This is a genomic window from Pseudomonas sp. B8(2017), assembly GCF_002113575.1.
GTDB lineage: Bacteria > Pseudomonadota > Gammaproteobacteria > Pseudomonadales > Pseudomonadaceae > Aquipseudomonas > Aquipseudomonas putida_Z.
In genome coordinates this window covers 85477-111638 of sequence record NZ_NEIO01000001.1, presented here as the reverse complement: position 1 = coordinate 111638, position 26162 = coordinate 85477, and the positions used below count along the sequence as shown (strand labels likewise).

The 26162-nt window shown below is 64.4% G+C and carries 27 protein-coding genes; 17 read left to right on the top strand and 10 right to left on the bottom strand.

The features are described from left to right. Window positions 1-19 precede the first annotated feature (19 nt). Window positions 20-742, bottom strand: a complete 723-nt coding sequence (rph, locus tag CAG22_RS00530) for a ribonuclease PH (protein WP_013974792.1) — start codon at window positions 740-742, stop codon at window positions 20-22. Between the two features lie 228 nt (window positions 743-970). On the opposite strand from rph, the gene CAG22_RS00525 reads away from it, so the two are divergent. Continuing rightward, window positions 971-1834 carry a YicC/YloC family endoribonuclease gene (locus CAG22_RS00525; protein WP_039612337.1) on the top strand — a complete coding sequence of 288 codons (864 nt, stop codon included), beginning with the start codon at window positions 971-973 and terminating at the stop codon, window positions 1832-1834. Between the two features lie 13 nt (window positions 1835-1847). Continuing rightward, window positions 1848-2468: a guanylate kinase gene (gmk, locus tag CAG22_RS00520; RefSeq protein ID WP_085703987.1), complete on the top strand. Its 621-nt coding sequence runs from the start codon at window positions 1848-1850 to the stop codon at window positions 2466-2468. A gap of 123 nt (window positions 2469-2591) precedes the next feature. On the opposite strand, the gene CAG22_RS00515 is transcribed toward gmk, so the two are convergent. From CAG22_RS00515 to CAG22_RS00505, 3 genes are all read right to left on the bottom strand, one after another. Then, entirely contained in the window at window positions 2592-4133 is a 1542-nt protein-coding gene (locus tag CAG22_RS00515) for an APC family permease (RefSeq protein ID WP_013974795.1), read from the bottom strand. Between the two features lie 113 nt (window positions 4134-4246). Further along, on the bottom strand, window positions 4247-5020 hold the full coding sequence (locus CAG22_RS00510; RefSeq protein ID WP_046613698.1) for a gamma-glutamyl-gamma-aminobutyrate hydrolase family protein: 774 nt from the start codon (window positions 5018-5020) through the stop codon (window positions 4247-4249). A gap of 4 nt (window positions 5021-5024) precedes the next feature. Further along, window positions 5025-6407, bottom strand: a complete 1383-nt coding sequence (locus CAG22_RS00505; protein ID WP_015272334.1) for a glutamine synthetase family protein — start codon at window positions 6405-6407, stop codon at window positions 5025-5027. Between the two features lie 207 nt (window positions 6408-6614). Here CAG22_RS00505 and CAG22_RS00500 point away from each other — a divergent pair, with 207 nt between their 5' ends. The 5 genes from CAG22_RS00500 (at window position 6615) to CAG22_RS00480 (ending at window position 11364) form a co-directional block, all read left to right on the top strand. Then, window positions 6615-7487, top strand: coding sequence for a LysR family transcriptional regulator (locus CAG22_RS00500; protein ID WP_013974798.1), 873 nt, complete (start codon window positions 6615-6617; stop codon window positions 7485-7487). 250 nt (window positions 7488-7737) lie between these two features. Next, window positions 7738-8001 (top strand): DNA-directed RNA polymerase subunit omega, encoded by a 264-nt coding sequence (rpoZ, locus tag CAG22_RS00495; protein WP_003253383.1) that lies wholly within the window; start codon window positions 7738-7740, stop codon window positions 7999-8001. Window positions 8002-8060: 59 nt separating this feature from the next. Continuing rightward, on the top strand, window positions 8061-10169 hold the full coding sequence (gene spoT, locus CAG22_RS00490; RefSeq protein ID WP_013974799.1) for a bifunctional GTP diphosphokinase/guanosine-3',5'-bis pyrophosphate 3'-pyrophosphohydrolase: 2109 nt from the start codon (window positions 8061-8063) through the stop codon (window positions 10167-10169). Between the two features lie 23 nt (window positions 10170-10192). Beyond that, complete coding sequence (locus tag CAG22_RS00485) at window positions 10193-10573, top strand: RidA family protein (RefSeq protein ID WP_009684531.1); 381 nt, start codon at window positions 10193-10195, stop codon at window positions 10571-10573. 59 nt (window positions 10574-10632) lie between these two features. Beyond that, window positions 10633-11364 (top strand): hypothetical protein, encoded by a 732-nt coding sequence (locus CAG22_RS00480; RefSeq protein ID WP_085703985.1) that lies wholly within the window; start codon window positions 10633-10635, stop codon window positions 11362-11364. Between the two features lie 130 nt (window positions 11365-11494). Here CAG22_RS00480 and CAG22_RS00475 read toward each other — a convergent pair whose 3' ends face one another. Next, window positions 11495-12352 carry an NAD-dependent epimerase/dehydratase family protein gene (locus CAG22_RS00475; protein WP_085703983.1) on the bottom strand — a complete coding sequence of 286 codons (858 nt, stop codon included), beginning with the start codon at window positions 12350-12352 and terminating at the stop codon, window positions 11495-11497. Between the two features lie 190 nt (window positions 12353-12542). Between CAG22_RS00475 and exbB the strand changes: the two genes are divergently transcribed. The 6 genes from exbB (at window position 12543) to CAG22_RS00445 (ending at window position 19262) form a co-directional block, all read left to right on the top strand. Then, window positions 12543-13517 carry a tonB-system energizer ExbB gene (gene exbB, locus CAG22_RS00470; RefSeq protein WP_085703981.1) on the top strand — a complete coding sequence of 325 codons (975 nt, stop codon included), beginning with the start codon at window positions 12543-12545 and terminating at the stop codon, window positions 13515-13517. A 3-nt stretch (window positions 13518-13520) separates the two neighbouring features. Further along, complete coding sequence (exbD, locus tag CAG22_RS00465) at window positions 13521-13949, top strand: TonB system transport protein ExbD (protein ID WP_013974803.1); 429 nt, start codon at window positions 13521-13523, stop codon at window positions 13947-13949. After that, a complete protein-coding gene (locus CAG22_RS00460; protein WP_085588821.1) occupies window positions 13946-14677 on the top strand; it encodes an energy transducer TonB in 732 nt (243 codons plus the stop codon). Before exbD ends, CAG22_RS00460 begins: the two co-directional genes overlap by 4 nt. A 94-nt stretch (window positions 14678-14771) precedes the next feature. Beyond that, entirely contained in the window at window positions 14772-15698 is a 927-nt protein-coding gene (locus CAG22_RS00455) for a hydrogen peroxide-inducible genes activator (protein WP_013974805.1), read from the top strand. A gap of 3 nt (window positions 15699-15701) precedes the next feature. After that, window positions 15702-17780: an ATP-dependent DNA helicase RecG gene (gene recG, locus CAG22_RS00450; protein WP_085703979.1), complete on the top strand. Its 2079-nt coding sequence runs from the start codon at window positions 15702-15704 to the stop codon at window positions 17778-17780. A gap of 78 nt (window positions 17781-17858) precedes the next feature. Beyond that, window positions 17859-19262 (top strand): aminoacyl-tRNA deacylase and HDOD domain-containing protein, encoded by a 1404-nt coding sequence (locus tag CAG22_RS00445; RefSeq protein WP_085703977.1) that lies wholly within the window; start codon window positions 17859-17861, stop codon window positions 19260-19262. 134 nt (window positions 19263-19396) lie between these two features. Here CAG22_RS00445 and CAG22_RS00440 read toward each other — a convergent pair whose 3' ends face one another. The 4 genes from CAG22_RS00440 to CAG22_RS00425 form a co-directional block, all read right to left on the bottom strand. Further along, window positions 19397-19771, bottom strand: a complete 375-nt coding sequence (locus tag CAG22_RS00440; RefSeq protein ID WP_025341122.1) for an SCP2 sterol-binding domain-containing protein — start codon at window positions 19769-19771, stop codon at window positions 19397-19399. 148 nt (window positions 19772-19919) lie between these two features. Then, window positions 19920-20219 (bottom strand): HU family DNA-binding protein, encoded by a 300-nt coding sequence (locus CAG22_RS00435; RefSeq protein ID WP_013974808.1) that lies wholly within the window; start codon window positions 20217-20219, stop codon window positions 19920-19922. A gap of 186 nt (window positions 20220-20405) precedes the next feature. Next, window positions 20406-21554, bottom strand: a complete 1149-nt coding sequence (locus CAG22_RS00430; protein WP_085703975.1) for an NAD(P)/FAD-dependent oxidoreductase — start codon at window positions 21552-21554, stop codon at window positions 20406-20408. 16 nt (window positions 21555-21570) lie between these two features. Continuing rightward, window positions 21571-21738 (bottom strand): rubredoxin, encoded by a 168-nt coding sequence (locus CAG22_RS00425; protein WP_003253349.1) that lies wholly within the window; start codon window positions 21736-21738, stop codon window positions 21571-21573. A 230-nt stretch (window positions 21739-21968) separates the two neighbouring features. Here CAG22_RS00425 and CAG22_RS00420 point away from each other — a divergent pair, with 230 nt between their 5' ends. Both CAG22_RS00420 and ubiA read left to right on the top strand, forming a co-directional pair. Next, complete coding sequence (locus CAG22_RS00420; protein ID WP_085691514.1) at window positions 21969-22526, top strand: chorismate lyase; 558 nt, start codon at window positions 21969-21971, stop codon at window positions 22524-22526. Continuing rightward, window positions 22526-23416, top strand: a complete 891-nt coding sequence (ubiA, locus tag CAG22_RS00415) for a 4-hydroxybenzoate octaprenyltransferase (protein WP_085703973.1) — start codon at window positions 22526-22528, stop codon at window positions 23414-23416. Before CAG22_RS00420 ends, ubiA begins: the two co-directional genes overlap by 1 nt. A gap of 120 nt (window positions 23417-23536) precedes the next feature. On the opposite strand, the gene CAG22_RS00410 is transcribed toward ubiA, so the two are convergent. Next, on the bottom strand, window positions 23537-23908 hold the full coding sequence (locus CAG22_RS00410; protein ID WP_075046770.1) for a hypothetical protein: 372 nt from the start codon (window positions 23906-23908) through the stop codon (window positions 23537-23539). Between the two features lie 172 nt (window positions 23909-24080). Here CAG22_RS00410 and phoB point away from each other — a divergent pair, with 172 nt between their 5' ends. Beyond that, window positions 24081-24770: a phosphate regulon transcriptional regulator PhoB gene (phoB, locus tag CAG22_RS00405; protein WP_003253341.1), complete on the top strand. Its 690-nt coding sequence runs from the start codon at window positions 24081-24083 to the stop codon at window positions 24768-24770. A 48-nt stretch (window positions 24771-24818) separates the two neighbouring features. Further along, window positions 24819-26126 (top strand): phosphate regulon sensor histidine kinase PhoR, encoded by a 1308-nt coding sequence (gene phoR, locus CAG22_RS00400; RefSeq protein ID WP_025341127.1) that lies wholly within the window; start codon window positions 24819-24821, stop codon window positions 26124-26126. Window positions 26127-26162: the final 36 nt, after the last annotated feature.

The window sequence follows — 26162 nt, the reverse complement described above, 5'->3', positions numbered from 1 at the left end:
CGCACCTCCCTGGCTGGGTTCAGTCGGCCAGTGCCGCCTGCTGCAGTTCGAAGATCTCGCTCATGCCCTTCTGTGCCAGGGCGAGCATGGCGTTGAAGTCTTCAGGCTGGAACGGCGCGCCTTCGGCAGTACCCTGCACTTCGATGAAACCACCGGCGCTGGTCATGACCACGTTCAGGTCGGTTTCGGCGGCGGAGTCTTCCAGGTAGTCCAGGTCGAGCACCGCTTCGCCCTGGTACATGCCCACCGACACTGCGGCGATCATGTGCTTGAGCGGGTTGCCGGCCTTCAGGCCACCGCGCTTCTTGATCACCGCCAGGGCGTCGCACAGGGCGACCATGGCACCGGTGATGGACGCGGTACGGGTGCCACCATCGGCCTGGATCACGTCGCAGTCGACGTACAGGGTGATGTCACCGAGCTTGCTCATGTCCAGCGCGGCGCGCAGCGAACGGCCGATCAGGCGCTGGATTTCCAGGGTGCGGCCACCCTGCTTGCCACGGCTGGCTTCGCGCTGGTTACGCTCGCCGGTGGAACGCGGCAGCATGCCGTATTCGGCGGTCAGCCAGCCTTGGCCCTGGCCTTTGAGGAAGCGCGGCACACCGTTTTCCACGCTGACCGTGCAGATGACCTTGGTGTCACCGAACTCGACCAGTACCGACCCTTCGGCGTGCTTGGTGTAGTTGCGGGTGATGCGGATCGAGCGGAGCTGATCGGCGGCGCGACCACTTGGACGTTTCATCTGGGATACCTGTACTGGGACTTTGAATCTGCCGAGCATTATAGAGCCCACGGCCCGGGGAAGACATGCCTATTGTCGCGCCCGACACAGCCCGTCGCCTTTTCCTGCCGGCCAGGCCACCCGTCGGTAACATGGGTGGATTGGGCGCCAAGGCCCCACTGCGCTACAATCCTGCGCCTTGCAGCCGAGAGGCTCCCACCGTTCATTCATATAAGCGAGGTACTCCCCATGGTGCACAGCATGACCGCTTTTGCTCGTGTCGAGCGCGCCGGCAGCCAAGGCACCCTGGTCTGGGAGCTGCGTTCGGTCAACCACCGTTACCTGGAGCCGCACCTGCGCCTGCCCGAAGCCCTGCGCGACCTCGAAGGCGCCGTGCGCGAAGGCCTGCGCCAGGGCCTGTCGCGGGGCAAGGTGGAATGCACCTTGCGCCTCAACGAAGACAGCAACGGCAAACCGCTGAAGGTGGACCGCGAGCGCGCCGCGCAGCTGGTTGCCGCCGCCGAGGAAGTGGCCGGCCTGATCAAGCAGCCGGCACCACTGAACCCGCTGGAGGTGCTGTCGTGGCCAGGCGTGCTGGTGGCCGACGCCAACGATCCGCAGGCACTGAATACCGAAGCCATGGCGCTGTTCGATGAAGCACTGGCCGAGCTCAAGGCCGGGCGCCAGCGTGAAGGCCAGGAACTGGCCCGGCTGATCAACGAACGCCTGGACAACATGGCCAGCGAAGTCACCACCCTGCGCGCCCTGGTGCCGCAGATGCTGGCAGCTCAGCGGCAAAAGATCCTCGACCGCTTCGGCGACATGCAGGCCGAACTCGACCCGCAGCGCCTGGAGCAGGAGATGGTGCTGCTGGCCCAGAAGAGCGACGTGGCCGAGGAACTCGACCGCCTCAGCACCCACGTCACCGAAGTGCGCCGGGTGCTCAAGGGTGGCGGTGCCGCCGGCCGGCGCCTGGACTTCCTGATGCAGGAACTCAACCGCGAGGCCAACACCCTCGGCTCCAAGGCCTTCGACCCACGCAGCACGCAAGCGGCGGTCAACCTGAAGGTATTGATCGAACAGATGCGTGAACAAGTACAGAACATCGAGTAAGGCCACCCCGACCATGAACCACAGCAGCGGCACCCTCTACATCGTTTCGGCCCCTTCGGGCGCCGGCAAGACCAGCCTGGTCACCGCCCTGATCAAGGCCGACAAGCACGTAAGCGTCTCGGTCTCGCACACCACCCGCGCCATGCGCCCGGGCGAGCAGCACGGCGTGAACTACCACTTCGTCAGCCATGACGACTTCAAGGGGCTGATCGCCAAGGGTGACTTCCTCGAGCACGCCGAAGTGTTCGGCAATTTCTACGGGACTTCGCGCAGCGCGCTGCAAGAGGTACTCGACCAGGGCAATGACCTGATCCTGGAAATCGACTGGCAAGGCGCCCAGCAGGTACGCAAGCTGATGCCCGAGGCTTTGTCGGTGTTCATCCTGCCGCCAAGCCAGCAGGCCCTGCGCGAGCGCCTGGATGGCCGCGGGCAGGACAGCGAAGAGATCATCGCCGGGCGCATGAAAGAAGCGGTCAGCGAGATGGTGCACTACGACGAGTACGACTACGTGATCATCAACGATGACTTCGACGTGGCGCTGGAAGACTTGAAGGCAGTGTTCCGCTCGAACCGCCTGGTGCTGAAGAAGCAGCAACAGCGTCATGCGGCATTGCTGAAGCAAATGATCGGCTGAAGATTGCCGGGGCCTCTTCGAGGCCCTTTCGCGACACAAGGCCGCTCCTACATCGGAAGGCGTACGCCGTGCTGTTGTAGGAGCGGCCTTGTGTCGCGAAAGGGGCGCGAAGCGCCCCCAGCCTTATTCCTGCAGTGGCAAGGTAGCCTGCTGACGCAGGGTAGCCCCCAGGAAGTAAGCCGGCGCGCGCAGGCGCGACAGCATCATCAGCACGATCCCCAGCACCGAGATGATCGCGGCGATCACGAACACCAGCCCCAGTCCGCCCACATGCGAGCCGCTGCCGAAGTCCGGCGAGGCGCTGTCGATGGCGGTACGCACGAAGATCACCGACAAGATCACCCCACCCACCAGCGGGCACAGGCCGCGCATCAGGAAGTGGCGCAGGCTGTCGAACAGGCTGTGGCGGAAGTACCAGACACAGGCGAAGGCCGTCAGCGAATAGTAGAAGCAGATCATCATGCCCAGTGCAGTGATGGTATCTGCCAACACGTTCTCGCTCAGGGTGCGCATGGTCACGTAGAACAGGCCCGCGGCCACACCAGCGCAGATGGTGGCGTAACGCGGGGTCTGCGAACGAGGGCAGACGCTGGCGAACTTCTGCGGCACCGCACCGTAGTAACCCATGGCCAACAGGGTGCGCGCCGGCGACACGAAGGTCGACTGCAGCGACGCCGCGGTACTGGCCAGCACGGCGATGGACATCAGGATCGCCAGCGGCCCCATGACCGGACCGGCCAGGTGGGCGAAGACGTTTTCCTGGATGCGCGGGTTGTTGAGGCCCAGGCCTTGTTCGCTGATACCGGCAAACTGCAGGGTGGCAATCGCGGTGAACAGGTACAGGCCGAGGATCAGCAGCACGGTCCAGGTGGCCGCCTTGCCCGGCACCTCGTCACTGCCGACCGATTCCTCGCTGACAGTCAGGCACACGTCCCAGCCCCAGAAGATGAAGATCGACAGCGACAGCCCGGCGGCAAAAGCCGAGAACGATTCGACGCCGAACGGGTTGAACCAGGCGAAATCGAATTCCAGCGGTGGCGGCGCAGTGGTTTCGCCGAAAGCGGCAAAGGCAAAGCCGATCAGCACCAGCAACTGCAGGGCCACCAAGCCATATTGCACCGTCATGGTGGTGGTCATGCCGCGGCAGCAGATCCACACCGCCAGGGCGATGAACACGCAACAGGTGGTTATGTTGATGAGCAGGTTGTCGGCCAAGGCCGCCAGTTCATGCTTGCCGGTGATCTGGCCAAGGAACAGGTAGAAGAAGTCGACCGCCACCCCTGCCAGGTTCGACAACACGATGGTGGTGGCGACCACCAGGCCCCAGCCACCGATCCAGCCGATCATCGGGCCAAAGGCACGCGCCGACCAGGTAAACGAAGTACCGCTGTCCGGCTCCGCCGAGTTCAGTTCGCGGTAGCCCAAGGCCACCAGCAGCATCGGCAGGAAGCCGACGATGAACACCGCCGGCAGGTGCGCGCCCACTTCACGTACGGTCGGGCCAAGGGCACCGGTAAGGGTGTAGACCGGGGCGATGGTGGAAATGCCCAGCACCACGCTGGCCAGCAAGCCCAGCCGGCCGGTGGCCAGGCCCTTGCTGCGCTGGGTGTTGCCCGCGTCGGCCGCCACGTCGGGTGGGCGGCCGGCTTCTGTGTAATTGCTCATGAGTATTTGCCGTAAATTTTGGAATTGTTTTCACAGGCCTTGCGTACAAGGCCCGCTTTCACTCATTGAAAGCTTGCTGCCGGGAACAAGTCATCCGAGACCTTCGGGTGACGTCAGAATGCCTCCTGCCGTGCGCCCTCCCGTGTAGCGTAAGCAATGCAGGCCTCGCGAAACGCCTGGAACAGGCGCAGCGAGACCGGGTTTTCGGTAAATCGCCACTCCGGGTGCCACTGCACGCCGAGCACAAAACCCGGCGCCGCAGGCATGGACACTGCTTCGATCAGGCCATCCGGGGCCCGTGCCTCGACGCGCAGGCCCGGGGCCAGGCGGTCGATGCCCTGGCTGTGCAGCGAGTTGACCTCGAACTGCGCCGCCAGGCCCAGGCGCTCGAACAACCCGCCAGGCTCGATGCCGACAAGGTGACGAGGGCCGTATTGCACCTCCAGGGGTGCGTCCTCAGGTTCACGGTGGTCAAGGTAGCCGGGCAGTTCCTGCACGCGCTGGTGCAGGCTGCCGCCCAGGGCCACGTTCAATTCCTGGTAGCCACGGCAGATACAGAACACCGGCACACCGGCGGCAATGGCCGCCTGCAACAACGGCAGGGTCAGGCGATCGCGTGCCAGATCGTGTCGGGTACCCGCCGCGCTGGGGGCGCCATTGTAATGATGCGGTTCGATATTTGAAGGTGAGCCGGTAAAAACAATGCCGTGCAGACGGGCCAGCAGCGCCTGCGTGTCGCTGCCCCCGTCACGGGCCGGCAAGATCAATGGCAAGCCGGCAAAGCCGGCCGCCTCGACATACTTGTCGCCTACCGTATGCGACGAGTTCTTCCCCACCTGCTGGCGGCAGGCGCTGACACCGATCAAGGGGACCGCATTTGCGCTCATGGGCTTACACCGTGTGCAGGTACCAGTTGTACTCGAGGTCGGAAATCGACACTTCGAACTCGGCCAGCTCGCTTTCCTTGCAGGCCACGAAGATATCGATGTAGTCCGGGCTGATGTATTGGTTGAGGACTTCGCTGTCGTCCAGCGCGCGCAGGGCATCGCGCAGGTTGTTCGGCAGGCTCTGCTCCAGCTGTTCGTAGGAGTTGCCTTCGATCGGTGCCTGCGGCTCGACCTGGTTGGTCAGGCCGTGGTGAACACCGGCGAGGATCGCCGCGAGCATCAGGTAGGGGTTGGCGTCGGCACCGGCCACGCGGTGCTCGAGGCGCACGTTGTCGCTGCTGTCGGTGGGCACGCGCACCGCCACGGTACGGTTGTCCAGGCCCCAGCTTGGCGCATTGGGCACGTAGAACTGCGCGCCGAAGCGGCGGTAGGAGTTGATGTTCGGGCAGAGGAAGGCCATCGACGCCGGCATGGTCTCCAGCACACCACCGATGGCGTGGCGCAGCGCGTCGCTTTGCAGCGGGTCGTCGCTGGCGAAGATGTTCTTGCCGGTTTTCTTGTCCAACAACGAAATGTGCACGTGCAGGCCGTTGCCTGCCTGGCCCGGGTAGGGCTTGGCCATGAAGGTGGTGTCCATTTCATGGTCGTAGGCAACGTTCTTGATCAGGCGCTTGAGCAAGATCGCGTAGTCGCAGGCCTTCAGCGGGTCGGCAACATGATGCAGGTTGACCTCGAACTGTGCCGGGGCGCTTTCCTTGACGATGGCGTCGGCGGGCAGGCCTTGCTCCTTGGCCGCTTCGAGCATGTCCTGCAGGCAGTCGGCATATTCATCGAGGTCGTCGATCAGGTACACCTGGGTCGACTGCGGGCGCTTGCCGGAAATCGGCGAGCGCGGCGGCTGCGGGCGACCGTTGAGGTTGTCCTGGTCGATCAGGTAGAACTCCAGCTCGAACGCGGCGCAGATATCCAGGCCCAGGTCATCGAACTTGCTCACCACCTGGCGCAGTACTTCGCGCGGGTCGGCGAAGAACGGCTGGCCATCCAGTTCGTGCATGGTCATCAGCAGCTGGGCGGTGGGGCGCTTCTGCCACGGCTCGTCCGACAGCGTGCCGGGGATCGGGAAGCAGATACGGTCGGCATCGCCGATGTCCAGGCCAAGGCCGGTGCTCTCGACGGTGGACCCGTTGATGTCCAGGGCGAACAGCGATGCCGGCAGGTTGATGCCCTTCTCGTACACCTTGTGCAGGCTGGCCCGCTCGATGCGCTTGCCACGTACCACGCCGTTCATGTCGGAGATCAGCAGGTCGACGTACTGCGTGTCCGGATGGGCCTGGAGGAAGTCATTCATCTCGCTGGAAGAACTGGCGCACGGGGTTACCGACGTCATGGCTGTACATCCTTTGATTTGCTGCGGCGATGTGGGGGATACGGCTGGCGCCTCACGGGCGACGATGGTTGCAGCTGTTGTTCTTTTCACTTTCCCATCGTGGGGATTGGTTACCCGACCGGGCGCATTGATTCCCGGGGGCCGTTTCACTATAAAATGGCCAAAACGCAACAGACATTGGCAATTCGGCAAGCAGAGCGTGCACCAATGCAATATCAGATTACCCATGCCGACCTCTCCCTGGTCCTGGCCCTGGAACGTGGCCGCTCGCTGGCCAAGGCTGCCGAGTTGCTCAAGGTCGATGTTTCGACGGTGTTCCGCTCGATCCGCCGGCTGGAGTCGGCGCTGGGCACAGCCTTGTTCGTCAAGAGCCGCAAAGGCTACCTGCCGACCGACACCGCCCAGGCCCTGGCCGAGCAGGCCGAACGCGCCGAGCAGGCGCTGGAGGCGGCGCGCATCGCCATGACCAGTGGCGAGCAGGTGGTCAGCGGCACCGTGCGCCTGACCTGTACCGAGGCGGTGATGCACAGCCTGCTGCTGCCGGCGCTGGCCGAGTTCATGCCCAACTACCCGGCCTTGTCGCTGGAGATGGGTACCTCCAACACCTTCGCCAACCTCAGCCGGCGCGATGCCGACATTGCCCTGCGCCTGACCAACACGCCGCCGGAGCACCTGGTGGGCCGCAACCTGGGGTCCACCTCCTACGTGGTCTGCGGCCAGCCGCAGTGGCGCGAGCGCCTGGCCGAGTCACCTGCCAGCGTGCCGTGGATCGCCCCCGACGACTCGATGCAGGACCACCCCACGGTGGTCTGGCGCAACCAGCAGCACCCGGGCTTGAGCCCGCGCTACCAGTGCAGCGGCATGTCGACCATCGCCCAGCTGGTCACGGCCGGGCTCGGCGTGGCAGCGTTGCCGGACTACATGGTGCACGCGCTGCCCGGGGTGGATGCGCTGAGCGGGCCGCTGCCGGGTTGCGACACCCAGCTGTGGCTGCTGACCCGGCCGGACTGCCGGGCGTTGCGCTCGGTGCAGACCCTGTTCGAGGAGCTGACCCCGCGGTTGCGTGACGCGATGCTCTGAGGTTATCGTCAGGTTCAAGTATTGATAGGGTCTGTTCCGGCCTTTTCGCGGGCACGCCCGCTCCCACAGGTAAAGCGGCGGCGGTGAGAACTGTGCAGGACTTGTGGGAGCGGGCGTGCCCGCGAAGAACTCCACACCGATCTACCCGACAAAACAGCGCTTCCCTATTGGCTGGTGATTTTTTAAACTATCGAGTCCGCCTGCCCATTATTGGGCTGCACGCCCACCGCAATTGCTACTGAGGAAGACCATGGCCCGCGTAACTGTTGAAGACTGCCTGGAACACGTGGATAACCGCTTTGAGCTGGTCATGCTCTCGACCAAGCGCGCTCGCCAGCTGGCGACCGGCGGCAAAGAGCCACGCGTTGCGTGGGAAAACGACAAGCCGACCGTTGTTGCCCTGCGTGAAATCGCCGAAGGCATCGTCACCAACGAGTTCATCGCCGCTGAAGAGATCGTCACCGAGGATCCGGTGTTCGCCGCGTTCGAGGACGAGAACAACGAGGCTGTCTGATTGATGCCAGGTCGACGTCGCACGGCGCAAGGCCCCCTTCCTCGGCAGGAGGTGAACCCATGCCGGGTATAGAAGCCTTGGCCGAACGGCTGTCGACCTATCTTGGCCCCGAACAGGTCAACCTGGTCCGGCGCGCCTATTTCTACGCCGAACAGGCCCACGATGGGCAGCGCCGCCGCAGTGGCGAGCCCTACGTGACCCACCCGCTGGCCGTGGCCAGCATCCTCGCCGACATGCACATGGACCATCAGAGCCTGATGGCGGCCATGCTGCACGACGTGATCGAAGATACCGGCATCGCCAAGGAAGCCCTCAGCCAGCAGTTTGGCGAGACCGTGGCCGAACTGGTCGATGGGGTCAGCAAGCTGACCCAGATGAACTTCGAGACCAAAGCCGAGGCGCAGGCCGAAAACTTCCAGAAGATGGCCATGGCCATGGCCCGCGACATCCGCGTGATCCTGGTCAAGCTGGCCGACCGCCTGCACAACATGCGCACCCTGGAAGTGCTGTCCGGCGAAAAACGCCGGCGCATCGCCAAGGAAACCCTCGAGATCTACGCCCCCATTGCCAACCGCCTGGGCATGCACACCGTGCGCGTGGAGTTCGAGGACCTCGGCTTCAAGGCCATGCACCCGATGCGTTCGTCGCTGATCCACCGTGCGGTGAAAAGCGCTCGCGGCAACCGCAAGGAGATCGTCGCCAAGATCGAGCATTCGCTGGCCAACTGCCTGGCCGCCGACGGCATCGAGGGCGAGGTCAGCGGCCGGCAGAAACACCTCTATGGCATCTACAAGAAGATGCGCGGCAAGCGCCGCGCCTTCAACGAGATCATGGACGTGTACGCCTTCCGCATCGTCGTCGACAAGGTCGACACCTGCTACCGCGTACTCGGTGCGGTGCACAACCTGTACAAGCCGCTGCCCGGTCGCTTCAAGGATTACATCGCGATCCCCAAGGCCAACGGCTACCAGTCGTTGCACACCACGCTGTTCGGCATGCACGGCGTGCCCATCGAAATCCAGATCCGCACCCGCGAGATGGAAGAGATGGCCAACAACGGCATCGCCGCGCACTGGCTGTACAAATCCAACGACGACGAGCAGCCCAAGGGCAGCCACGCCCGCGCCCGCCAGTGGGTCAAGGGCATCCTCGAGCTGCAGCAACGTGCCGGCAACTCGCTGGAATTCATCGAAAGCGTGAAGATCGACCTGTTCCCGGACGAGGTCTACGTGTTCACGCCCAAAGGCCGCATCATGGAGCTGCCCAAAGGCTCCACGGCGGTCGACTTCGCCTATGCGGTGCACACCGACGTCGGCAACAGCTGCATCGCCTGCCGCATCAACCGCCGCCTGGCGCCGCTGTCCGAACCGCTGCAAAGCGGCTCGACGGTGGAAATCGTCAGCGCCCCGGGCGCACGGCCGAACCCGGCCTGGCTCAACTTCGTGGTTACCGGCAAGGCGCGCACGCACATCCGCCACGCGCTCAAGCAGCAGCGCCGCTCCGAGTCCATCAGCCTGGGCGAACGCCTGCTGAACAAGGTGCTCACCGGCTTCGACAGCAGCCTTGAGATGATCCCCCAGGAGCGTATACAGGCGATTCTCGCCGAGTACCGCCTGGAGCTGATCGAAGACCTGCTCGAAGACATCGGCCTGGGCAACCGCATGGCCTACGTGGTCGCGCGCCGCCTGCTGTCGGCCGAAGGCGAGCAGTTGCCGGCACCGGAAGGCCCGCTGGCGATCCGCGGTACCGAAGGCCTGGTGCTGAGCTACGCCAAGTGCTGCACGCCGATCCCGGGCGACCCGATCGTCGGCCACCTGTCAGCCGGCAAGGGCATGGTCGTGCACCTGGAAAACTGCCGCAACATCAGTGAAATCCGCCACAACCCGGAGAAGTGCGTACAGCTCTCCTGGGCCAAGGACATCACCGGTGAATTCAATGTCGAGTTGCGTGTCGAACTGGAGCACCAGCGCGGCCTGATTGCCCTGCTGGCCAGCAGTGTCAACGCCGCCGACGGCAACATCGAGAAGATCAGCATGGACGAACGCGACGGCCGTATCAGCGTGGTCCAACTGGTGGTCAGCGTGCACGACCGCGTGCACCTGGCGCGTGTGATCAAGAAGCTGCGTACCCTGACCGGTGTGGTCCGCATCACCCGCATGCGTACGTAGTCCGCCAACCGCAAGGAGTCATCATGAGCAAGACCGTCATCAACAGCGACAAGGCCCCTGCCGCCATCGGCACCTACTCGCAGGCGATCAAGGCCGGCAACACCGTGTACATGTCGGGCCAGATCCCGCTGGACCCGAAGACCATGGAGCTGGTCGAAGGCTTCGAAGCCCAGACCGTACAGGTGTTCGAGAACCTCAAGGCCGTGGCTGAAGCCGCTGGCGGTTCGTTCAAGGACATCGTCAAGCTGAACATCTTCCTCACCGACCTGAGCCACTTCGCCAAGGTCAACGAGGTGATGGGCCGCTACTTCGAGCAGCCTTACCCGGCCCGCGCCGCCATCGGCGTTGCCGCGCTGCCGAAAGGCGCCCAGGTCGAAATGGACGCCATCCTGGTCATCGAATGATGCCCCCGGTGACGGGCGCCCTGCCCGTCACCTTCCCTTCTCTGCAAGGTTACCCCGTCATGCGTCAAGCACTGCCCCTCGCGCTGGCAGCCCTGCTTCTGGGCGGCTGCGCCAGCCACAAACCCGAAGATTTCAACGGCACCTGGATCAACCAGGACGCCATCAATGCGGCCGTCAAGGGCGGCAGCCTGCGTCAGGCGCTCAATGAGCACGGGCCGGTGTTCGAGTGGAAGCTCGACGTCGCCAGCCAACAGGCCAGCTACAGCAATGGTTTCGAAGCGGCCGACGGCCAGCTGAGCGCCACCGACAAGCAATGGCAGGCCAGCTTCCAGGGCGGCCAGACCGAACAGCTGTCGCTCGATGGCGACGAACTGCAGGCGGTCGATCAAAGCGGCGGCAAGCAGACCTTCGTGCGCGCCAAAGCACCGGCGGCGACCAATGCGCCACTGGGCAGCAGCTTCGAGAAAGCCCTGTACCAGGCCTATCTGGGCGGCAACTGGAAGATCATCGAAGGCCAGGGCAAAGGTGCCAGCGTGCGCTTCGGCGACACCGGCAACGTCACCGGCCTGCCAGGGCCAGACCGTTTCGCCCTGTGCCTGGCGGGTGATTGCGCGACCATGGGTGGCAGCAATGACAGCCTGTGGCTGGAGCGTAACCAGCGTGGCGCGCCGTTCATCCTCAAGCGCGATGGCGACAAGCTGGAGATCTTCCAGGCGGTGAACCGCGCGCAGCCGGATGAAATGCCAGTGTTGGCGGCCGGCAAGCGCCAGTGGATGTTGGAACTGGACTGAAGCCTGCTGAAATCGTGGTCGAACTCACCGGCCTCTTCGCGGGTAAACCCGCTCCCACAGGCACACCGCCAGGCTTGAAACCAGCGGCGCACCTGTGGGAGCGGGTTTACCCGCGAAGAGGCCGGTAGACTCAGCGCACGCCTTTCAGGATTGCGGCATAGCCTTCCCTGTAACTCGGATACACCGGCGCCCAGCCCAATGCCCGCGCCCGGGCATTACTGCAGCGCTTGCTGCCGGTACGCCGCACTCGCTGCTCATCCGACCACTCGGTTACCCCCATGTACGCCCGCAGCCAGGTCACCACGTCGGCCAGCGGTGCCGGGTCGTCGTCGACGCCGATGTAGCAGTCGTCGAGCACCTTGCCGTCGGCGTCGGCCTGCAACAGGAACGCCAACAGGCTGGCGGCATCCTCGGCATGGATGCGGTTGCCATACAGCGGTGGCTCCTCGGCCACGCGGTAGCCCTGGCGCACCTGACTGAGCAGCCACTCGCGGCCGGGGCCATAGATGCCGGTCAGGCGCACCACGCTGGCCGGGATACCGCTGGCCAGCGCCAGCCGCTCAGCCTCCAGCATCAACCGCCCGGAATAACCTTCAGGCTCGGTGGCCGCGCCTTCTTCGATCCACTCGCCGTCCTTCTGTGCATACACGCTGCTGCTGGACACGAACAGCAGGCGCCGTGGGCGTTGGCCGCGCTCGGCCAGCCAACCCAGCACATGGCGCAAACCGTCGACATAGGCTGCCTGGTAACCCGCCTCGTCGTGCTGGCTGGCCGCCACGCAATACACCAGGTAGTCCGGCGCACGCTGCGGCCAGGCGTCGGGGATCGATGACTCGGACAAGTCCGCCGCCACCGGCACGACCCCCGCAGGCAACTGCCCGACCGAGCGACGCAGGCCGCTCACCTGCCAGCCGCGCGCAAGCATCTGCCGGGCAAGACGCCCGCCTACATCACCACATCCCACCACCATCACGGAAAGGTCTGACATCTCTGAACTCCCTAGACCAATTGATCAGCCAGACCACGCTACACGATGGATGGCTAGACCATAGGTGAAAAAAGCAACAAGATTACTTTTGTTAACAAGAATTACTTGCAATAATGGCCGCCAAATTGTTCTCGGCCTACCTCGAGGCCTTGGAGAACGTTCACTTTATTCTTCATCAGGTCCGGCCAGCATGACACGTACTCAACCTTCCGCTTCGCCAACCCCGTCGCGCGCCTGGCGCGCCATCGCCGCGCTGACGCTCAGCCTGGTGCTGGCCCCGGTGGCCATGGCCGATGAGCCAACCGCCAATGCTGCCACGCCTGCTGCCGCTACCGCACCAGCTGCGCCGGCCGCTGCCCCAGCCGCAGCACCGGCTGCCGACGCAGTTGCCGCCACCCCGGTTGATGCCCCGGTCGCTGCAGACCCGAGCGTCGAAGCCCTGGTTGAAGACACCTCGCTGGGCATGGCCCACGACCTGTCCCCATGGGGCATGTACAAGAACGCCGACGTGGTGGTAAAGGCGGTGATGATCGGCCTGGCCATCGCCTCCATCATCACCTGGACCATCTGGATCGCCAAAGGCTTCGAGCTGATGGGCGCCAAGCGTCGCCTGCGTGGTGAAATCGCCCTGCTGAAGAAATCCGCCAGCCTCAAGGAAGCCAGCGACGTTTCCAACAAGGAAGGCACCCTGGCCCACACCCTGGTCCACGACGCGCTCGAAGAGATGCGCCTGTCGGCCAATGCCCGCGAAAAAGAAGGCATCAAGGAGCGCGTCAGCTTCCGCCTGGAGCGCCTGGTACACGCCAGCGGCCGCACCATGAGCAGCGGCACCGGCGTACTCGCCACCATCGGCTCCACTGCGCCATTCGTCGGCCTGTTCGGTACCGTATGGGGCATCATGAACAGCTTCATCGGCATCGCCAAGACCCAGACCACCAACCTGGCCGTGGTTGCCCCGGGTATCGCCGAGGCCCTGCTGGCCACCGCCCTGGGCCTGGTCGCCGCAATCCCGGCCGTGGTCATCTACAACGTCTTCGCCCGCTCCATCGCCGGCTACAAGGCCCAGGTGTCCGACGCCTCCGCCCAGGTGCTGCTGCTGGTCAGCCGTGACCTGGACCACCAAGGCAGCGAGCGTGTTGCCCCGCACATGGTGAAAGTGGGGTAAGCCATGGGCCTGCATCTCAACGAAGGTGGCGACGACCTCGCCGAAAACCACGAAATCAACGTTACGCCGTTCATCGACGTGATGCTGGTGCTGCTGATCATCTTCATGGTCGCAGCCCCCTTGGCCACGGTCGACATCAAGGTCGACCTGCCGGCCTCGACCGCCAAGCCGGCGCCGAGGCCCGAGAAACCGGTGTTCGTCAGCGTCAAGGCCGACCAGAAGCTGTACGTCGGCGACGATCAGGTCCCTGCCCCCGACCAGCTTGGCCCGATGCTCGATGCCAAGACCAAGGGCGACAAGGAAACCACCATCTTCTTCCAGGCTGACAAAGGCGTGGATTACGGTGACCTGATGGAAGTGATGAACAACATGCGCGCGGCCGGCTACCTGAAAGTCGGTCTGGTAGGTCTCGAGACGGCAGCCAAGAAATGACAAGAACGCGCTCTAACATGGCGCGCTACGGTGGCAGCCTGGCGATCGTGCTGGGCGTGCACGTGGTCGCCGTGCTGCTGACGCTCAACTGGTCGGTGCCCCAGGCCATCGAACTGCCACCGGCAGCCATGATGGTCGAGCTGGCGCCATTGCCGGAGCCTGCGCCACCACCGCCCCCGAAAGCGGCGCCGCAGCCACCGGCACCGGTCGAGGAACCGCCGCTGCCGAAGCTGGCCGAGGCACCCAAGCCCAAGATCGCCATTCCCAAGCCGCCCAAGCCGAAGGCCAAGCCACAGCCGCCCAAGCCCGAGAAAAAGCCTGAGCCGCCGAAGGAAGCACCGCCGACCGAACAAACGGTAGACGCACCGCCCAGCAACACGCCGCCGCAGAAGTCCGCGGCACCGGCGCCAAGCATTGCGTCCAACAGCAACGCCCTGCCGACCTGGCAGAGCGACCTGCTGCGTCACCTGGCCAAGTACAAGCGTTACCCGGAAGACGCGCGCCGTCGCGGTCTGCAGGGCATCAACCGCCTGCGCTTCGTGGTCGACGCCGAAGGCAAGGTGGTGTCGTACTCCATGGCCGGTGGCTCGGGTAGTGCCGCCCTGGACCGGGCGACGCTGGAAATGATCCGTCGGGCCGGCACGGTACCCAAGCCGCCACCCGAGTTGCTGAACAATGGCACGATCGAAGTCGTGGCACCGTTCGTCTACTCGCTGGACCGCCGCTGAGACTTTTGTTTCTGTCACAAATCGGCAAGTCTGATAACGTGCGTCTATCGATTGCAGCCGCTATGCTGGGCTCGCAACTTCATGGACGCACGTTATGACCCTCACAGAATTACGCTACATCGTCACACTCGCCCAGGAACAGCACTTCGGCCATGCCGCCGAACGCTGCCACGTGAGCCAGCCGACCCTGTCGGTCGGTGTGAAGAAGCTCGAGGATGAGCTTGGCGTGCTGATCTTCGAGCGCAGCAAGAGCGCGGTCCGCCTGACCCCGGTCGGCGAAAGCATCGTCGCCCAGGCGCAAAAGGTACTGGAGCAGGCCCAGGGCATTCGCGAGCTGGCCCAGGCCGGCAAGAACCAGCTGACCGCCCCGCTCAAGGTCGGTGCCATCTACACCGTCGGCCCGTACCTGTTCCCGCACCTGATCCCTCAGTTGCACCGCGTGGCGCCGCAGATGCCGCTGTACATCGAAGAGAACTTCACCCATGTACTGCGCGAAAAGCTGCGCAACGGCGAACTGGATGCGGTGATCATCGCCCTGCCGTTCAACGAAGCCGACGTGCTGACCCTGCCGCTGTACGATGAACCGTTCTGCGCCCTGATGCCGGCCGACCACCCGTGGACGGCGAAAAAGACCATCGACACCGCCATGCTCAACGACAAGAGCCTGTTGCTGCTCGGTGAAGGCCACTGCTTCCGCGACCAGGTGCTGGAAGCCTGCCCAACGCTGAACAAGGGCGGTGAAGGCTCCAAGCACACCACGGTCGAGTCCAGCTCGCTGGAAACCATCCGCCACATGGTGGCCTCGGGCCTTGGCGTGTCGATCCTGCCGCTGTCGGCGGTGCACAGCCACCACTACGCCCCCGGCGTCATCGAGGTTCGCCCACTGACCGCACCGGCACCATTCCGCACCGTGGCCATCGCCTGGCGCGCCAGCTTCCCACGGCCGAAGGCCATCGAGATCCTCGCCGACTCGATCCGCCTGTGCTCGGTCGCCAAAGCCCCTGCGGAACAACCGGCCTGAGTCATGAGTGAGCTGTCGAAGGTCCCGGTCACGGTACTCAAGGGGGTTGGCGAGGCCATGGCGGAGAAACTCGCCAAGGTCGGCCTGGAGAACCTGCAGGATGTGCTGTTCCACCTGCCCCTGCGCTACCAGGACCGCACCCGCGTGGTGCCGATCGGCCAACTGCGCCCTGGCCAGGACGCGGTGATCGAGGGCGTGGTCAGCGGCGCCGACGTGACCATGGGCAAGCGCCGCAGCCTGGTGGTGCGCCTGGGTGACGGCAGCGGCGTGCTGAGCCTGCGCTTCTACCACTTCAGCAACGCGCAGAAGGAAGGCCTCAAGCGTGGCACCCACCTGCGCTGCTACGGCGAGGCCCGCCCCGGCGCCTCGGGCCTGGAAATCTACCACCCGGAGTACCGCGCACTGAACGGCGACGAGCCGCCGCCACCGGTCGAGCAGACCCTGACGCCGATCTACCCGTCCACCGAAGGCCTTACCCAGCAACGCCTGCGCCTGCTGTGCCAGCAGAGCCTGGGCCTGCTCGGCCCGCGCAGCCTGCCGGACTGGCTGCCCGACGAACTGGCCCGGGACTACCAGTTGGCGCCGCTGGACGATGCCATCCGCTACCTGCACAACCCGCCGGCCGACGCCGACCTCGACGAGCTTGCCGAAGGCCAGCACTGGGCCCAGCACCGCCTGGCCTTCGAAGAACTGCTGACCCACCAGCTGTCGCAGCAACGCCTGCGCGAAAGCCTGCGCAGCCTGCGCGCGCCAGTGCTGCCCAAGGCCCAGAGCCTGCAGGCGCGGTACCTGGCCAACCTGGGCTTCCAGCCGACCGGCGCGCAGCAGCGGGTGGCCAACGAAATTGCCTACGACCTCAGCCAGCACGAGCCGATGATGCGCCTGGTGCAGGGCGATGTGGGTGCCGGCAAGACCGTGGTCGCCGCCCTGGCCGCACTGCAGGCCCTGGAGGCCGGCTACCAGGTGGCCTTGATGGCGCCCACCGAGATCCTCGCCGAACAGCACTACATCACCTTCAAGCGCTGGCTCGAACCGCTGGGCATCGAAGTGGCCTGGCTGGCCGGCAAGCTCAAGGGCAAGGCTCGGGCAGCCGCCCTGGAGCAGATCGCCAACGGTGCGCCAATGGTGGTCGGCACCCATGCGCTGTTCCAGGAAGAGGTGAAGTTCAAGCACCTGGCCCTGGCGATCATTGATGAACAACACCGTTTTGGCGTGCAGCAACGCCTGGCCCTGCGCAAGAAGGGCGTGGCCGGGGAATTGTGCCCGCACCAGCTGATCATGACCGCCACGCCCATTCCGCGCACCCTGGCCATGAGCGCCTATGCCGATCTGGACACCTCGGTGCTCGACGAGCTGCCACCCGGGCGTACCCCGGTGAACACCGTGCTGGTGGCCGACAGCCGCCGCTTCGAAGTGGTCGAGCGGGTGCGCGCCGCCTGCGCCGAAGGGCGCCAGGCCTATTGGGTGTGCACCCTGATCGAAGAATCCGAAGAGCTTACCTGCCAAGCCGCCGAAAGCACCTACGAGGAGCTGGGCAGCGCCCTGGGCGAGCTGCGGGTGGGGCTGATCCACGGGCGCATGAAGCCGGCGGAAAAGGCCGAGATCATGGCCGAGTTCAAGGCCGGCAACCTGCAGTTGCTGGTCGCCACCACGGTCATCGAGGTGGGCGTGGACGTGCCCAACGCCAGCCTGATGATCATCGAGAACCCCGAGCGCCTGGGCCTGGCCCAGTTGCACCAGCTGCGCGGCCGGGTTGGCCGGGGCAGCGCCGTCAGCCATTGCGTGCTGCTGTACCACCCGCCACTGTCGCAGATCGGCCGCGAGCGCCTAGGGATCATGCGGGAAACCAACGACGGCTTCATCATCGCCGAGAAAGACCTGGAACTGCGTGGCCCAGGCGAGATGCTCGGCACCCGCCAGACCGGCCTGTTGCAGTTCAAGGTCGCCGACCTGATGCGCGACGCCGACCTGCTGCCGGCCGTGCGCGACGCCGCCCAGGCCCTGATCGCACGCTGGCCGGAGCACGTCAGCCCACTGCTCGATCGCTGGTTGCGTCATGGCCAGCAATATGGCCAAGTGTGACGCTGGTCCCATAATGGATCCAGTTTTGCCCCCAGGCTGGTTATACTTCGCGTTTAAAAGAATCAGTGGATACGGACCATGACTGAAGTTGCCCTGGACACCGCAACCCCACACGCTCCCTCGGTCATCCGGCTGCTGCTCGACAAACTCGGCGTGGCCTACCGCGAGGTGGTCGAACATCCGCACCTGCTGGCAGCGTCGCGGGTACAGGCCGTGCTGCTCGACGACGAGGTCGGCGCCCTGATGGTGCTGTTCCCGCAGAGCCAGCTGCTGGACCTCAACCGTCTGGCCGAACTGACCGGGCGCAAGCTCACCGCGGTGTCGGTGCCGCGCCTGAAGCAGATGCTGGACAAGCACCAGCTCAAGGCCCTGCCGGGCATCCCGGCGCTGACCAGCTCGCCGTGCCAGTACGAAAAGAGCCTGCTCGACGCCGATAAAGTGTTGATCCAGTCTGGCGAAGCCGGCCTGCTGCTGGAAATCGAACGCGCGCACTTCAAGCGCATGCTGGTCAAGGCCAGCGCCAGCAGTTTCGGCCAGGAAGTCGAGGCCATCAGCCCCAACCTCGACCGCCCCGATGATGACACCCGGGAAATCACCAACGCTGTCCAGGCCTTCACTGCCCGGCGCATCCAGAAGCGCCTGGAAGAAACCATCGAAATCCCGCCGCTGGCCGACACCGCGCAAAAGATCATCAAGCTGCGGGTAGACCCCAACGCCAGCATCGACGATATCACCGGCGTGGTCGAAACCGACCCGGCGCTGGCAGCACAGGTGGTGAGCTGGGCGGCATCGCCCTACTACGCCTCACCTGGCAAGATCCGCTCGGTGGAAGATGCCATCGTGCGTGTGCTGGGCTTCGACCTGGTGATCAACCTGGCCCTGGGCCTGGCGCTGGGCAAGACCCTGAGCCTGCCGAAAGACCACCCTCAACAGGCCACGCCGTACTGGCAGCAGTCGATCTACACCGCCGCGATCATCGAAGGCCTGACCCGCGCCATGCCACGGGCCGAGCGCCCCGAGGCCGGCCTGACCTACCTGGCCGGGCTGCTGCACAACTTTGGCTACCTGCTGTTGGCGCACGTTTTCCCGCCACACTTCTCGCTGATCTGCCGCCACCTGGAGGTCAACCCGCACCTGTGCCACACCTACGTGGAACAACACCTGCTGGGCATCAGCCGCGAGCAGATCGGTGCCTGGTTGATGAAGCTGTGGGACATGCCGGAAGAACTGTCCACCGCGCTGCGCTTCCAGCACGACCCGGCCTATGACGGCGAGTTTTCGGCGTTCCCCAACCTGGTGTGCCTGGCCACCCGCCTGCTGCGCTCGCGGGGGATTGGCTCGGGGCCGCAGCAGGAGATTCCAGACGAGTTGCTGGAGCGGCTGGGGATTACCCGGGACAAGGCCGAGGATGTGGTGAACAAGGTGCTCGAGGCAGAGAGCCTGCTGCGTGAGCTGGCTTCGCAGTTCCACCCACCTCACTGATATCAAATGGGGCCGCTTTGCGGCCCCATCGCCGGCAAGCCAGCTCCCACAGGGATAGCACTGCCCTCAGGCCTGTGTCGAACCTGTGGGAGCTGGCTTGCCGGCGATTGGGCTGCAAAGCAGCCCCTACAATTTCAGCCCTTCTTCTTCGGTTTCAGGTACTTCATCAACCCCTGGAACCACATCACCAGCGCCGGGTTGCCCTTGATCTGGATGTGCTTGTCCTGAATCCCCTGCATGAACGCCAACTGCTTGTTACCTGCCTGCATGGTGGCGAAGCCATAGGCGGCGTCCTTGAAGGCAATGGCGAACGCCGGCTGCGGGTGCGCGCCGCCCTTGCTGCTGACGCGTTCGTTGTTGACGATGAAGTGCCGGGCGACCTTGCCGTCCAGGGTCTGCATCTGGAACACCAGGTCCTTGCCCTTGAGCTGCTGCTGGAACGCCGGGTTGTTGCGGCTGGCCCTGGCCATCAACAGCCCCATGGCCCAGAGAAGAAAGCGGAACTTCATCAACGCGCCTCGAATTAAAAGTGACTAAGGCGCGCAGTCTATCCTTTTCCGGAACTGTTTATGCAAGTTCGAAACATTTTGCCTGCAGAAAGCACAACGGGCGCCCTGGGGCGCCCGCTTGGCTGACACTGGGGTTGTCAGGGAGCGATCACTTGCCTTTCTTGGCCGGCTTGACGGGGGCGTTGACGCTGTCGCGCAGGTTCTTGCCTGGCTTGAAAGCCACGGTATTGCTGGCCTTGATCTTGACCGGTTCACCGGTTTGCGGGTTCTTGCCGGTACGCGCACCGCGATGACGTTTTTCGAAGGTGCCGAAACCGACCAGGGTCACGGTGTCCTTGTCCAGGGCACCCGTGATGCTGTCGAGAATCGCGTTCAAAACCTGATTGGCCTTTTCCTTGGTCAGATCGGCCTTTTCGGCGATGACGGCGGCGAGTTCTGGTTTGCGCATAGTGAAGCCTCTTTGACGGAATTCTTGTTGTTATGCCGTGCTGCCCTGGGAGCAGCGCTCAAGGCACCGCAGGCTCTAATCTGCGGCAGACGGAAGTGAGGATGGCACGTGCACAGGGGCCGCGCCAGTATCTGGGCGGCCATTGTGCAAGCAACAACAGGATAAATCCGACAGAACGCCAGCTATTTACGCCATCACGGCCGGCAGCTGGCGATTCAGGGCCAGCTTCTCCATCACGGCCGCCCCGGTGAGGGCGTAGCCCAGCAGCTTGCACCCTGCATCAAGGCAGAGCACCTTGAGGTCACTGCCCTGCCCCTCTACCTGCCAGGTGCCTTCGTGGCCCTGGGGCGGCGGCGAGACCACCAGCGGGCAGGCCGGGGTTTTCACGGTGATCGGCATCGGCCCGTAGGCGACCGTTGTCGGCTTGCCGGCCAGGGTTTGCGCCAGGGCCCGGGCACAGCTCATCAGCGGCATCACATAGAGCAGGTTGATGCCATCGACTTCGGCACAGTCGCCAAGGGCAAAGATGTTGGCGTGGGACGTGCGCAACTGGCGGTCCACGCAAACGCCGCGGTTGGTCTGCAGGCCAGCGGCTGCGGCCAGGTCGGTGCGCGGGCGCAGGCCGATGGCCGAAACCACCAGGTCGCAGGCGATCACGCTGCCGTCGGACAGGTGCGCCTCCAGGCCCTGGGCCACCTGCTGCAGGCGGGTCAGTACCGGGCCGAGGTGAAAGCGCACGCCCAGGCCTTCCAGCCCGGCCTGCACGGCAGTGGCAGCGGCCGGGTGCAGCAGGGTCGGCATGACTTGCTCGCACGGCGCTACCACATCGACCTGGAAGCCGCCCAGGCTCATGTCGTTGGCGAATTCGCAGCCGATCAGGCCGGCACCGAGGATCAGCACGCGCTGTTTGCCGACGGCGGCGGCACGGAAGCGCGCGTAGTCTTCCAAGTCGTTGATCGGGAACACTCGATCGCCGCCATCACCTTCGATCGGCACCTGCACCGTCTGCGCGCCCCAGGCCAGCACCAGATCACGGTATTCCACCGCCTCTTCACCTATCCACAAACGCTTGTGGCCCGGGTCGATGCCGCTGATGCGGGTATGGGTGCGAATCTCGGCATTCAGTTGCTCGGCCATGGCGCCCGGCTCGGCCATGCACAGGCCGTCGGCGTCCTTCTGCTTGGCAAAGCCGGTGGACAGCATGGGCTTGGAGTAGGAACGACCGTCATCGGCGGTGATCAGCAGCAGCGGCGTCTGCGCATCGAGCTTGCGAAATTCACGGGCCAGGTTGTAGCCCGCAAGGCCGGTACCGATGATTACCACAGGGGACGTCATGTCGTGCTTTCCTCGATTAGCCGATGGAGATCATTTCAAAGTCGCTCTTGCCCACGCCGCAGTCGGGGCACAGCCAGTCTTCAGGCACGTCTTCCCAGCGGGTGCCGGGGGCGATGCCGTCGTCTGGCCAGCCTTCGGCTTCGTCGTAGATCAGGCCACAGACAATACATTGCCACTTTTTCATGGGGGTGGGTTTCCTCGGTTCAGGCTGGAGCGTTGTGTTGCTGCTGATGGCCTCTTCGCGGGCATGCCCGCTCCCACAGGAGTTGTGCATAACCTGTAGGAGCGGGCGCGCCCGCGAAGAGGCCAGCGCGCAATTCGTGGGGCTTTGTAGCGGCCCTGCCAGCAGTATGCAAGCAGTCGGGGCAATCATGCTAAGCTCGCCGCCTCTCTGGTTGTAACAAGCAGACCGACGTGTCGTACGAATCCCCGCAAGCAGCCGCTGTCGCGTGGCTGCCGTATTCACAGCTGGCGACCGACATCGACCAGCCCACCCTTGACTGGCTGTTCGACGAGGGCTCGCTGACCCGCCGCCTGACCCGCCTGTCCAACGATCATTTCTCCGTCACCCCGCTGTTCGAGGGCTGGCAGCCGCTGCGCGATGACGAATGCCAGGCACTGGGCATCGCCGCTGGCGCCGAAGGCTGGGTGCGTGAGGTGTACCTGCGCGGCCATGGCCAACCCTGGGTGTTCGCCCGCAGCGTCGCCAGCCGCAGCGCCTTGGAGCGCGGCGGGCTGGACCTGGAAACCCTGGGCAGCCGTTCGCTGGGCGAGTTGCTGTTCTGTGACCAGGCGTTCATCCGCCACCCCATCGAGGTGTGCAGTTATCCACAGGCCTGGCTGCCGGGCGAAGCCGCCCACGCGGCGCTGTGGGGCCGCCGTTCGCGCTTCGAACGTGGCGGCCTGGACCTGCTGGTGGCAGAGGTGTTTCTGCCAGCATTGTGGCAAGCGGCCAAGGAGGAAAACCGCTGATGTACCTGCAACTGCTCAAGTCGCTCAACCGCCTGCACCCACGGGCCTGGGACTTCGTCCAGCTCAGTCGCATGGACCGGCCGATTGGTATCTACCTGCTGCTGTGGCCAACCTTGTCGGCGGTGTGGATTGCCGGCAACGGTTCACCAACCCTGGCCAACGTGCTGATCTTCGGCCTCGGTGTGGTGCTGATGCGCGCCGCAGGTTGCTGCATCAACGACTTTGCCGACCGCAAGGTGGACGGCCACGTCAAACGTACCGCCGACCGCCCCCTGGCCAGCGGCCGGGTCCGCCCGCGCGAAGCACTGGCGCTGTTCGCCATCCTGGTCGGAGTGAGCTTCCTGCTGGTGCTGTGTACCAACAGCCACACGGTTTGGCTGTCGTTCGGTGCGGTGGCACTGGCGTTCTGCTACCCGTTCATGAAGCGCTACACCTATTACCCGCAGGTGGTGCTGGGGGCGGCGTATTCCTGGGGCATTCCCATGGCCTTCACCGCAGCGGGTGGCGAGCTGCCGGCCAGCGCCTGGCTGCTGTATATCGCCAACCTGCTGTGGACGGTGGGTTACGACACCTACTACGCCATGGTCGACCGTGATGACGACCTGAAGATAGGCGTGAAGTCGACCGCTATCCTGTTCGGCGACGCAGACCGCACCATCATCCTGACCTTGCAGCTGCTATCGCTGGGCTGCCTGTTGCTGGCCGGCAGCCGCTTCGAGCTGGGTGGCTGGTTCCACCTGGGGCTGCTGGGCGCGGCGGCGTGCTTTGCCTGGGAGTACTGGTCGACGCGCAAGCTGGACCGGGAGTCGTGCTTCAAGGCGTTTCTGCACAATCACTGGGCGGGGATGCTGGTGTTTATCGGGGTAGTATTGGATTACGCACTGCGTTGAAGCTGAGGGCCCTATCGCCGGCAAGCCAGCTCCCACAGGTGCAGCGCTGCCTTTACAGCTTGCGCATAACCTGTGGGAGCTGGCTTGCCGGCGATGGGCCGCAAAGCGGCCCCGGCAATCTCAAGGCTTGGCAACGTGCCAGACGTCCTTCATGCCGTCACCGGTCATATCGCCGGCCTTCTTGTCCTTGACGAAGGTGTACAGCGGCTTGCCGTCATAGGCCCACTGCTTGCTGCCATCATCGCGCATCACCACTGTCCACTTGTCCTTGGCCGGTTCGTCATTGGCCTTGACCATCAGCGGCGGCCAGTTGGTGGCGCACTCGCCATTGCACATCGACTTGCCGCCCGCATCCTTGTCGAAGGTGTACAGGGTCATGCCGGCATGATCGACCAACATCCCGCCCTTCTCCATCGCATGGTCGGCCAAGGCCACCCCCGGGAGCGCCAGCGCAGTGAAAAGGGCCATCCAGCTCAGCGTTTGTCGTGTCATTGGATTCACCATTGTTTCGGGGGGATTGAGTTCTGGTTGCCACAACTACGGCCCTTTCAAGCCTAGTTCAGTCATGGAATGTCGCCAGAACGGCCAACACCCTGTCACACAGCTGCAATAATTCCGTTATCTAATGCGGGCCAAGACACCGTATCCAGGAGAGGTTTTGAGCATGGTTGGCAGGAACATTCTGATCGTCGACGACGAAGCACCAATTCGCGAGATGATCGCCGTTGCCCTGGAAATGGCCGGCTATGACTGCCTGGAAGCGGAAAACTCCCAACAGGCCCACGCGATCATCGTTGACCGCAAACCGGACCTGATCCTGCTCGACTGGATGCTGCCGGGCACCTCCGGCATCGAGCTGGCCCGCCGCCTCAAGCGCGACGAACTGACCGGCGACATCCCGATCATCATGCTCACCGCCAAGGGTGAAGAGGACAACAAGATCCAGGGCCTGGAAGTGGGCGCCGACGACTACATTACCAAGCCGTTCTCGCCGCGTGAACTGGTCGCCCGCCTGAAAGCCGTGCTGCGCCGCACCGGCCCGAGCGATAGCGAGGCACCGATCGAAGTCGGCGGCCTGCTGCTCGACCCGATCAGCCACCGCGTGACCATCGACGGCAAGCCGGCCGAGATGGGCCCTACCGAATACCGCCTGCTGCAGTTCTTCATGACCCACCAGGAGCGCGCCTACACCCGTGGCCAGCTGCTGGACCAGGTGTGGGGCGGTAACGTCTATGTCGAAGAGCGCACCGTCGACGTACACATCCGCCGCCTGCGCAAGGCGCTGGGTGAAGCCTACGAAAATCTGGTACAAACCGTCCGGGGCACCGGCTACCGCTTCTCGACCAAGAGCTGATCGAGCTGAAAAGCGCCAAGCTGCACGTCGTTGTACAAGGACCGTCAATTGAACCAGAACTGGCACGCGACCCTGATTCGCCACCTGCTGCTGCTGATAACCGTCTGCCTGATCGGCGGGCTGGTCAGCGGCTACTATGGCTGGAGCCTGGCCATCGGCCTGGCGCTCTACCTGGGCTGGACCCTCAAGCAACTGCTGCGCCTGCATGACTGGCTGCGCAACCACCAACCCGACGAAGCACCGCCCGATGGCTACGGCCTGTGGGGCGAGGTGTTCGACAGCATCTACCACCTGCAACGCCGCGACCAGCGCGTGCGCGGCCGCCTGCAGGCGGTGATCGACCGGGTGCAGGAGTCTACCGCCGCGCTGCGTGACGCGGTAATCATGCTGGACAGTGACGGCAACCTGGAATGGTGGAACCGCGCCGCCGAGACCCTGCTGGGCTTCAAGACCCCACAGGACGGCGGCCAGCAGGTGACCAACCTGGTGCGCCACCCGCGCTTCAAGGAATACTTCGAGGCGGAGAACTACCTCGAGCCGCTGGAAATCCCCTCGCCGATCAACGACCGCATGCGCGTGCAGCTGCACATCACCCGCTACGGCAACAACGAGCACCTGATGCTGGTGCGCGATGTTACCCGCATCCACCAGCTGGAGCAGATGCGCAAGGACTTCGTCGCCAACGTGTCCCACGAGCTGCGCACGCCGCTGACGGTGATCACCGGCTACCTGGAAACCCTGCTGGACAACGTCGAAGACGTGAACCCGCGCTGGGGCCGAGCCCTGCAGCAGATGAGCCAGCAAGGCTCGCGCATGCAGACACTGCTCAACGACCTGCTGCTGCTGGCCAAGCTGGAGGCCACCGACTACCCATCGGACAACCAGCCAGTGGCGGTCGATGCCTTGCTCGCCGCGATCAAGAACGACGCCCAGGCCCTGTCCGGGCCCCGCAACCAGCGCATCACCCTGGAAGCCGCGCCCGGCGTACAGCTGAAAGGCAGCGAGTCGGAGCTGCGCAGTGCCTTTTCCAACCTGGTGTTCAATGCGGTCAAGTACACCCAGGACGAAGGCAGCATCCGTATTCGCTGGTGGGCCGATGCCCAGGGCGCGCACCTGTCGGTGCAGGACTCGGGGGTGGGCATCGATGCCAAGCACCTGCCACGCCTGACCGAGCGCTTCTACCGGGTCGATTCCAGCCGTGCGTCGAATACCGGCGGCACCGGGCTGGGGCTGGCGATCGTCAAGCATGTGCTTATGCGCCACCGCGGCAAGCTGGAGATCAGCAGCGTGCCGGGGCATGGCAGTACCTTTACCTGTCATTTCGCGCCGGCACAATTGGCCAACGGCAAGGCTTGAGATCGGGGCTGCTGCGCAGCCCTTCGCGGGCACGCC

Coding starts and splice junctions, on each gene's coding strand:
- rph (WP_013974792.1), bottom strand. CDS start 742: ATGAAACGTCCAAGTGGTCGCGCCGCCGATCAGCTCCGCTCGATCCGC.
- CAG22_RS00525 (WP_039612337.1), top strand. CDS start 971: ATGGTGCACAGCATGACCGCTTTTGCTCGTGTCGAGCGCGCCGGCAGC.
- gmk (WP_085703987.1), top strand. CDS start 1,848: ATGAACCACAGCAGCGGCACCCTCTACATCGTTTCGGCCCCTTCGGGC.
- CAG22_RS00515 (WP_013974795.1), bottom strand. CDS start 4,133: ATGAGCAATTACACAGAAGCCGGCCGCCCACCCGACGTGGCGGCCGAC.
- CAG22_RS00510 (WP_046613698.1), bottom strand. CDS start 5,020: ATGAGCGCAAATGCGGTCCCCTTGATCGGTGTCAGCGCCTGCCGCCAG.
- CAG22_RS00505 (WP_015272334.1), bottom strand. CDS start 6,407: ATGACGTCGGTAACCCCGTGCGCCAGTTCTTCCAGCGAGATGAATGAC.
- CAG22_RS00500 (WP_013974798.1), top strand. CDS start 6,615: ATGCAATATCAGATTACCCATGCCGACCTCTCCCTGGTCCTGGCCCTG.
- rpoZ (WP_003253383.1), top strand. CDS start 7,738: ATGGCCCGCGTAACTGTTGAAGACTGCCTGGAACACGTGGATAACCGC.
- spoT (WP_013974799.1), top strand. CDS start 8,061: ATGCCGGGTATAGAAGCCTTGGCCGAACGGCTGTCGACCTATCTTGGC.
- CAG22_RS00485 (WP_009684531.1), top strand. CDS start 10,193: ATGAGCAAGACCGTCATCAACAGCGACAAGGCCCCTGCCGCCATCGGC.
- CAG22_RS00480 (WP_085703985.1), top strand. CDS start 10,633: ATGCGTCAAGCACTGCCCCTCGCGCTGGCAGCCCTGCTTCTGGGCGGC.
- CAG22_RS00475 (WP_085703983.1), bottom strand. CDS start 12,352: ATGTCAGACCTTTCCGTGATGGTGGTGGGATGTGGTGATGTAGGCGGG.
- exbB (WP_085703981.1), top strand. CDS start 12,543: ATGACACGTACTCAACCTTCCGCTTCGCCAACCCCGTCGCGCGCCTGG.
- exbD (WP_013974803.1), top strand. CDS start 13,521: ATGGGCCTGCATCTCAACGAAGGTGGCGACGACCTCGCCGAAAACCAC.
- CAG22_RS00460 (WP_085588821.1), top strand. CDS start 13,946: ATGACAAGAACGCGCTCTAACATGGCGCGCTACGGTGGCAGCCTGGCG.
- CAG22_RS00455 (WP_013974805.1), top strand. CDS start 14,772: ATGACCCTCACAGAATTACGCTACATCGTCACACTCGCCCAGGAACAG.
- recG (WP_085703979.1), top strand. CDS start 15,702: ATGAGTGAGCTGTCGAAGGTCCCGGTCACGGTACTCAAGGGGGTTGGC.
- CAG22_RS00445 (WP_085703977.1), top strand. CDS start 17,859: ATGACTGAAGTTGCCCTGGACACCGCAACCCCACACGCTCCCTCGGTC.
- CAG22_RS00440 (WP_025341122.1), bottom strand. CDS start 19,771: ATGAAGTTCCGCTTTCTTCTCTGGGCCATGGGGCTGTTGATGGCCAGG.
- CAG22_RS00435 (WP_013974808.1), bottom strand. CDS start 20,219: ATGCGCAAACCAGAACTCGCCGCCGTCATCGCCGAAAAGGCCGATCTG.
- CAG22_RS00430 (WP_085703975.1), bottom strand. CDS start 21,554: ATGACGTCCCCTGTGGTAATCATCGGTACCGGCCTTGCGGGCTACAAC.
- CAG22_RS00425 (WP_003253349.1), bottom strand. CDS start 21,738: ATGAAAAAGTGGCAATGTATTGTCTGTGGCCTGATCTACGACGAAGCC.
- ubiA (WP_085703973.1), top strand. CDS start 22,526: ATGTACCTGCAACTGCTCAAGTCGCTCAACCGCCTGCACCCACGGGCC.
- CAG22_RS00410 (WP_075046770.1), bottom strand. CDS start 23,908: ATGACACGACAAACGCTGAGCTGGATGGCCCTTTTCACTGCGCTGGCG.
- phoB (WP_003253341.1), top strand. CDS start 24,081: ATGGTTGGCAGGAACATTCTGATCGTCGACGACGAAGCACCAATTCGC.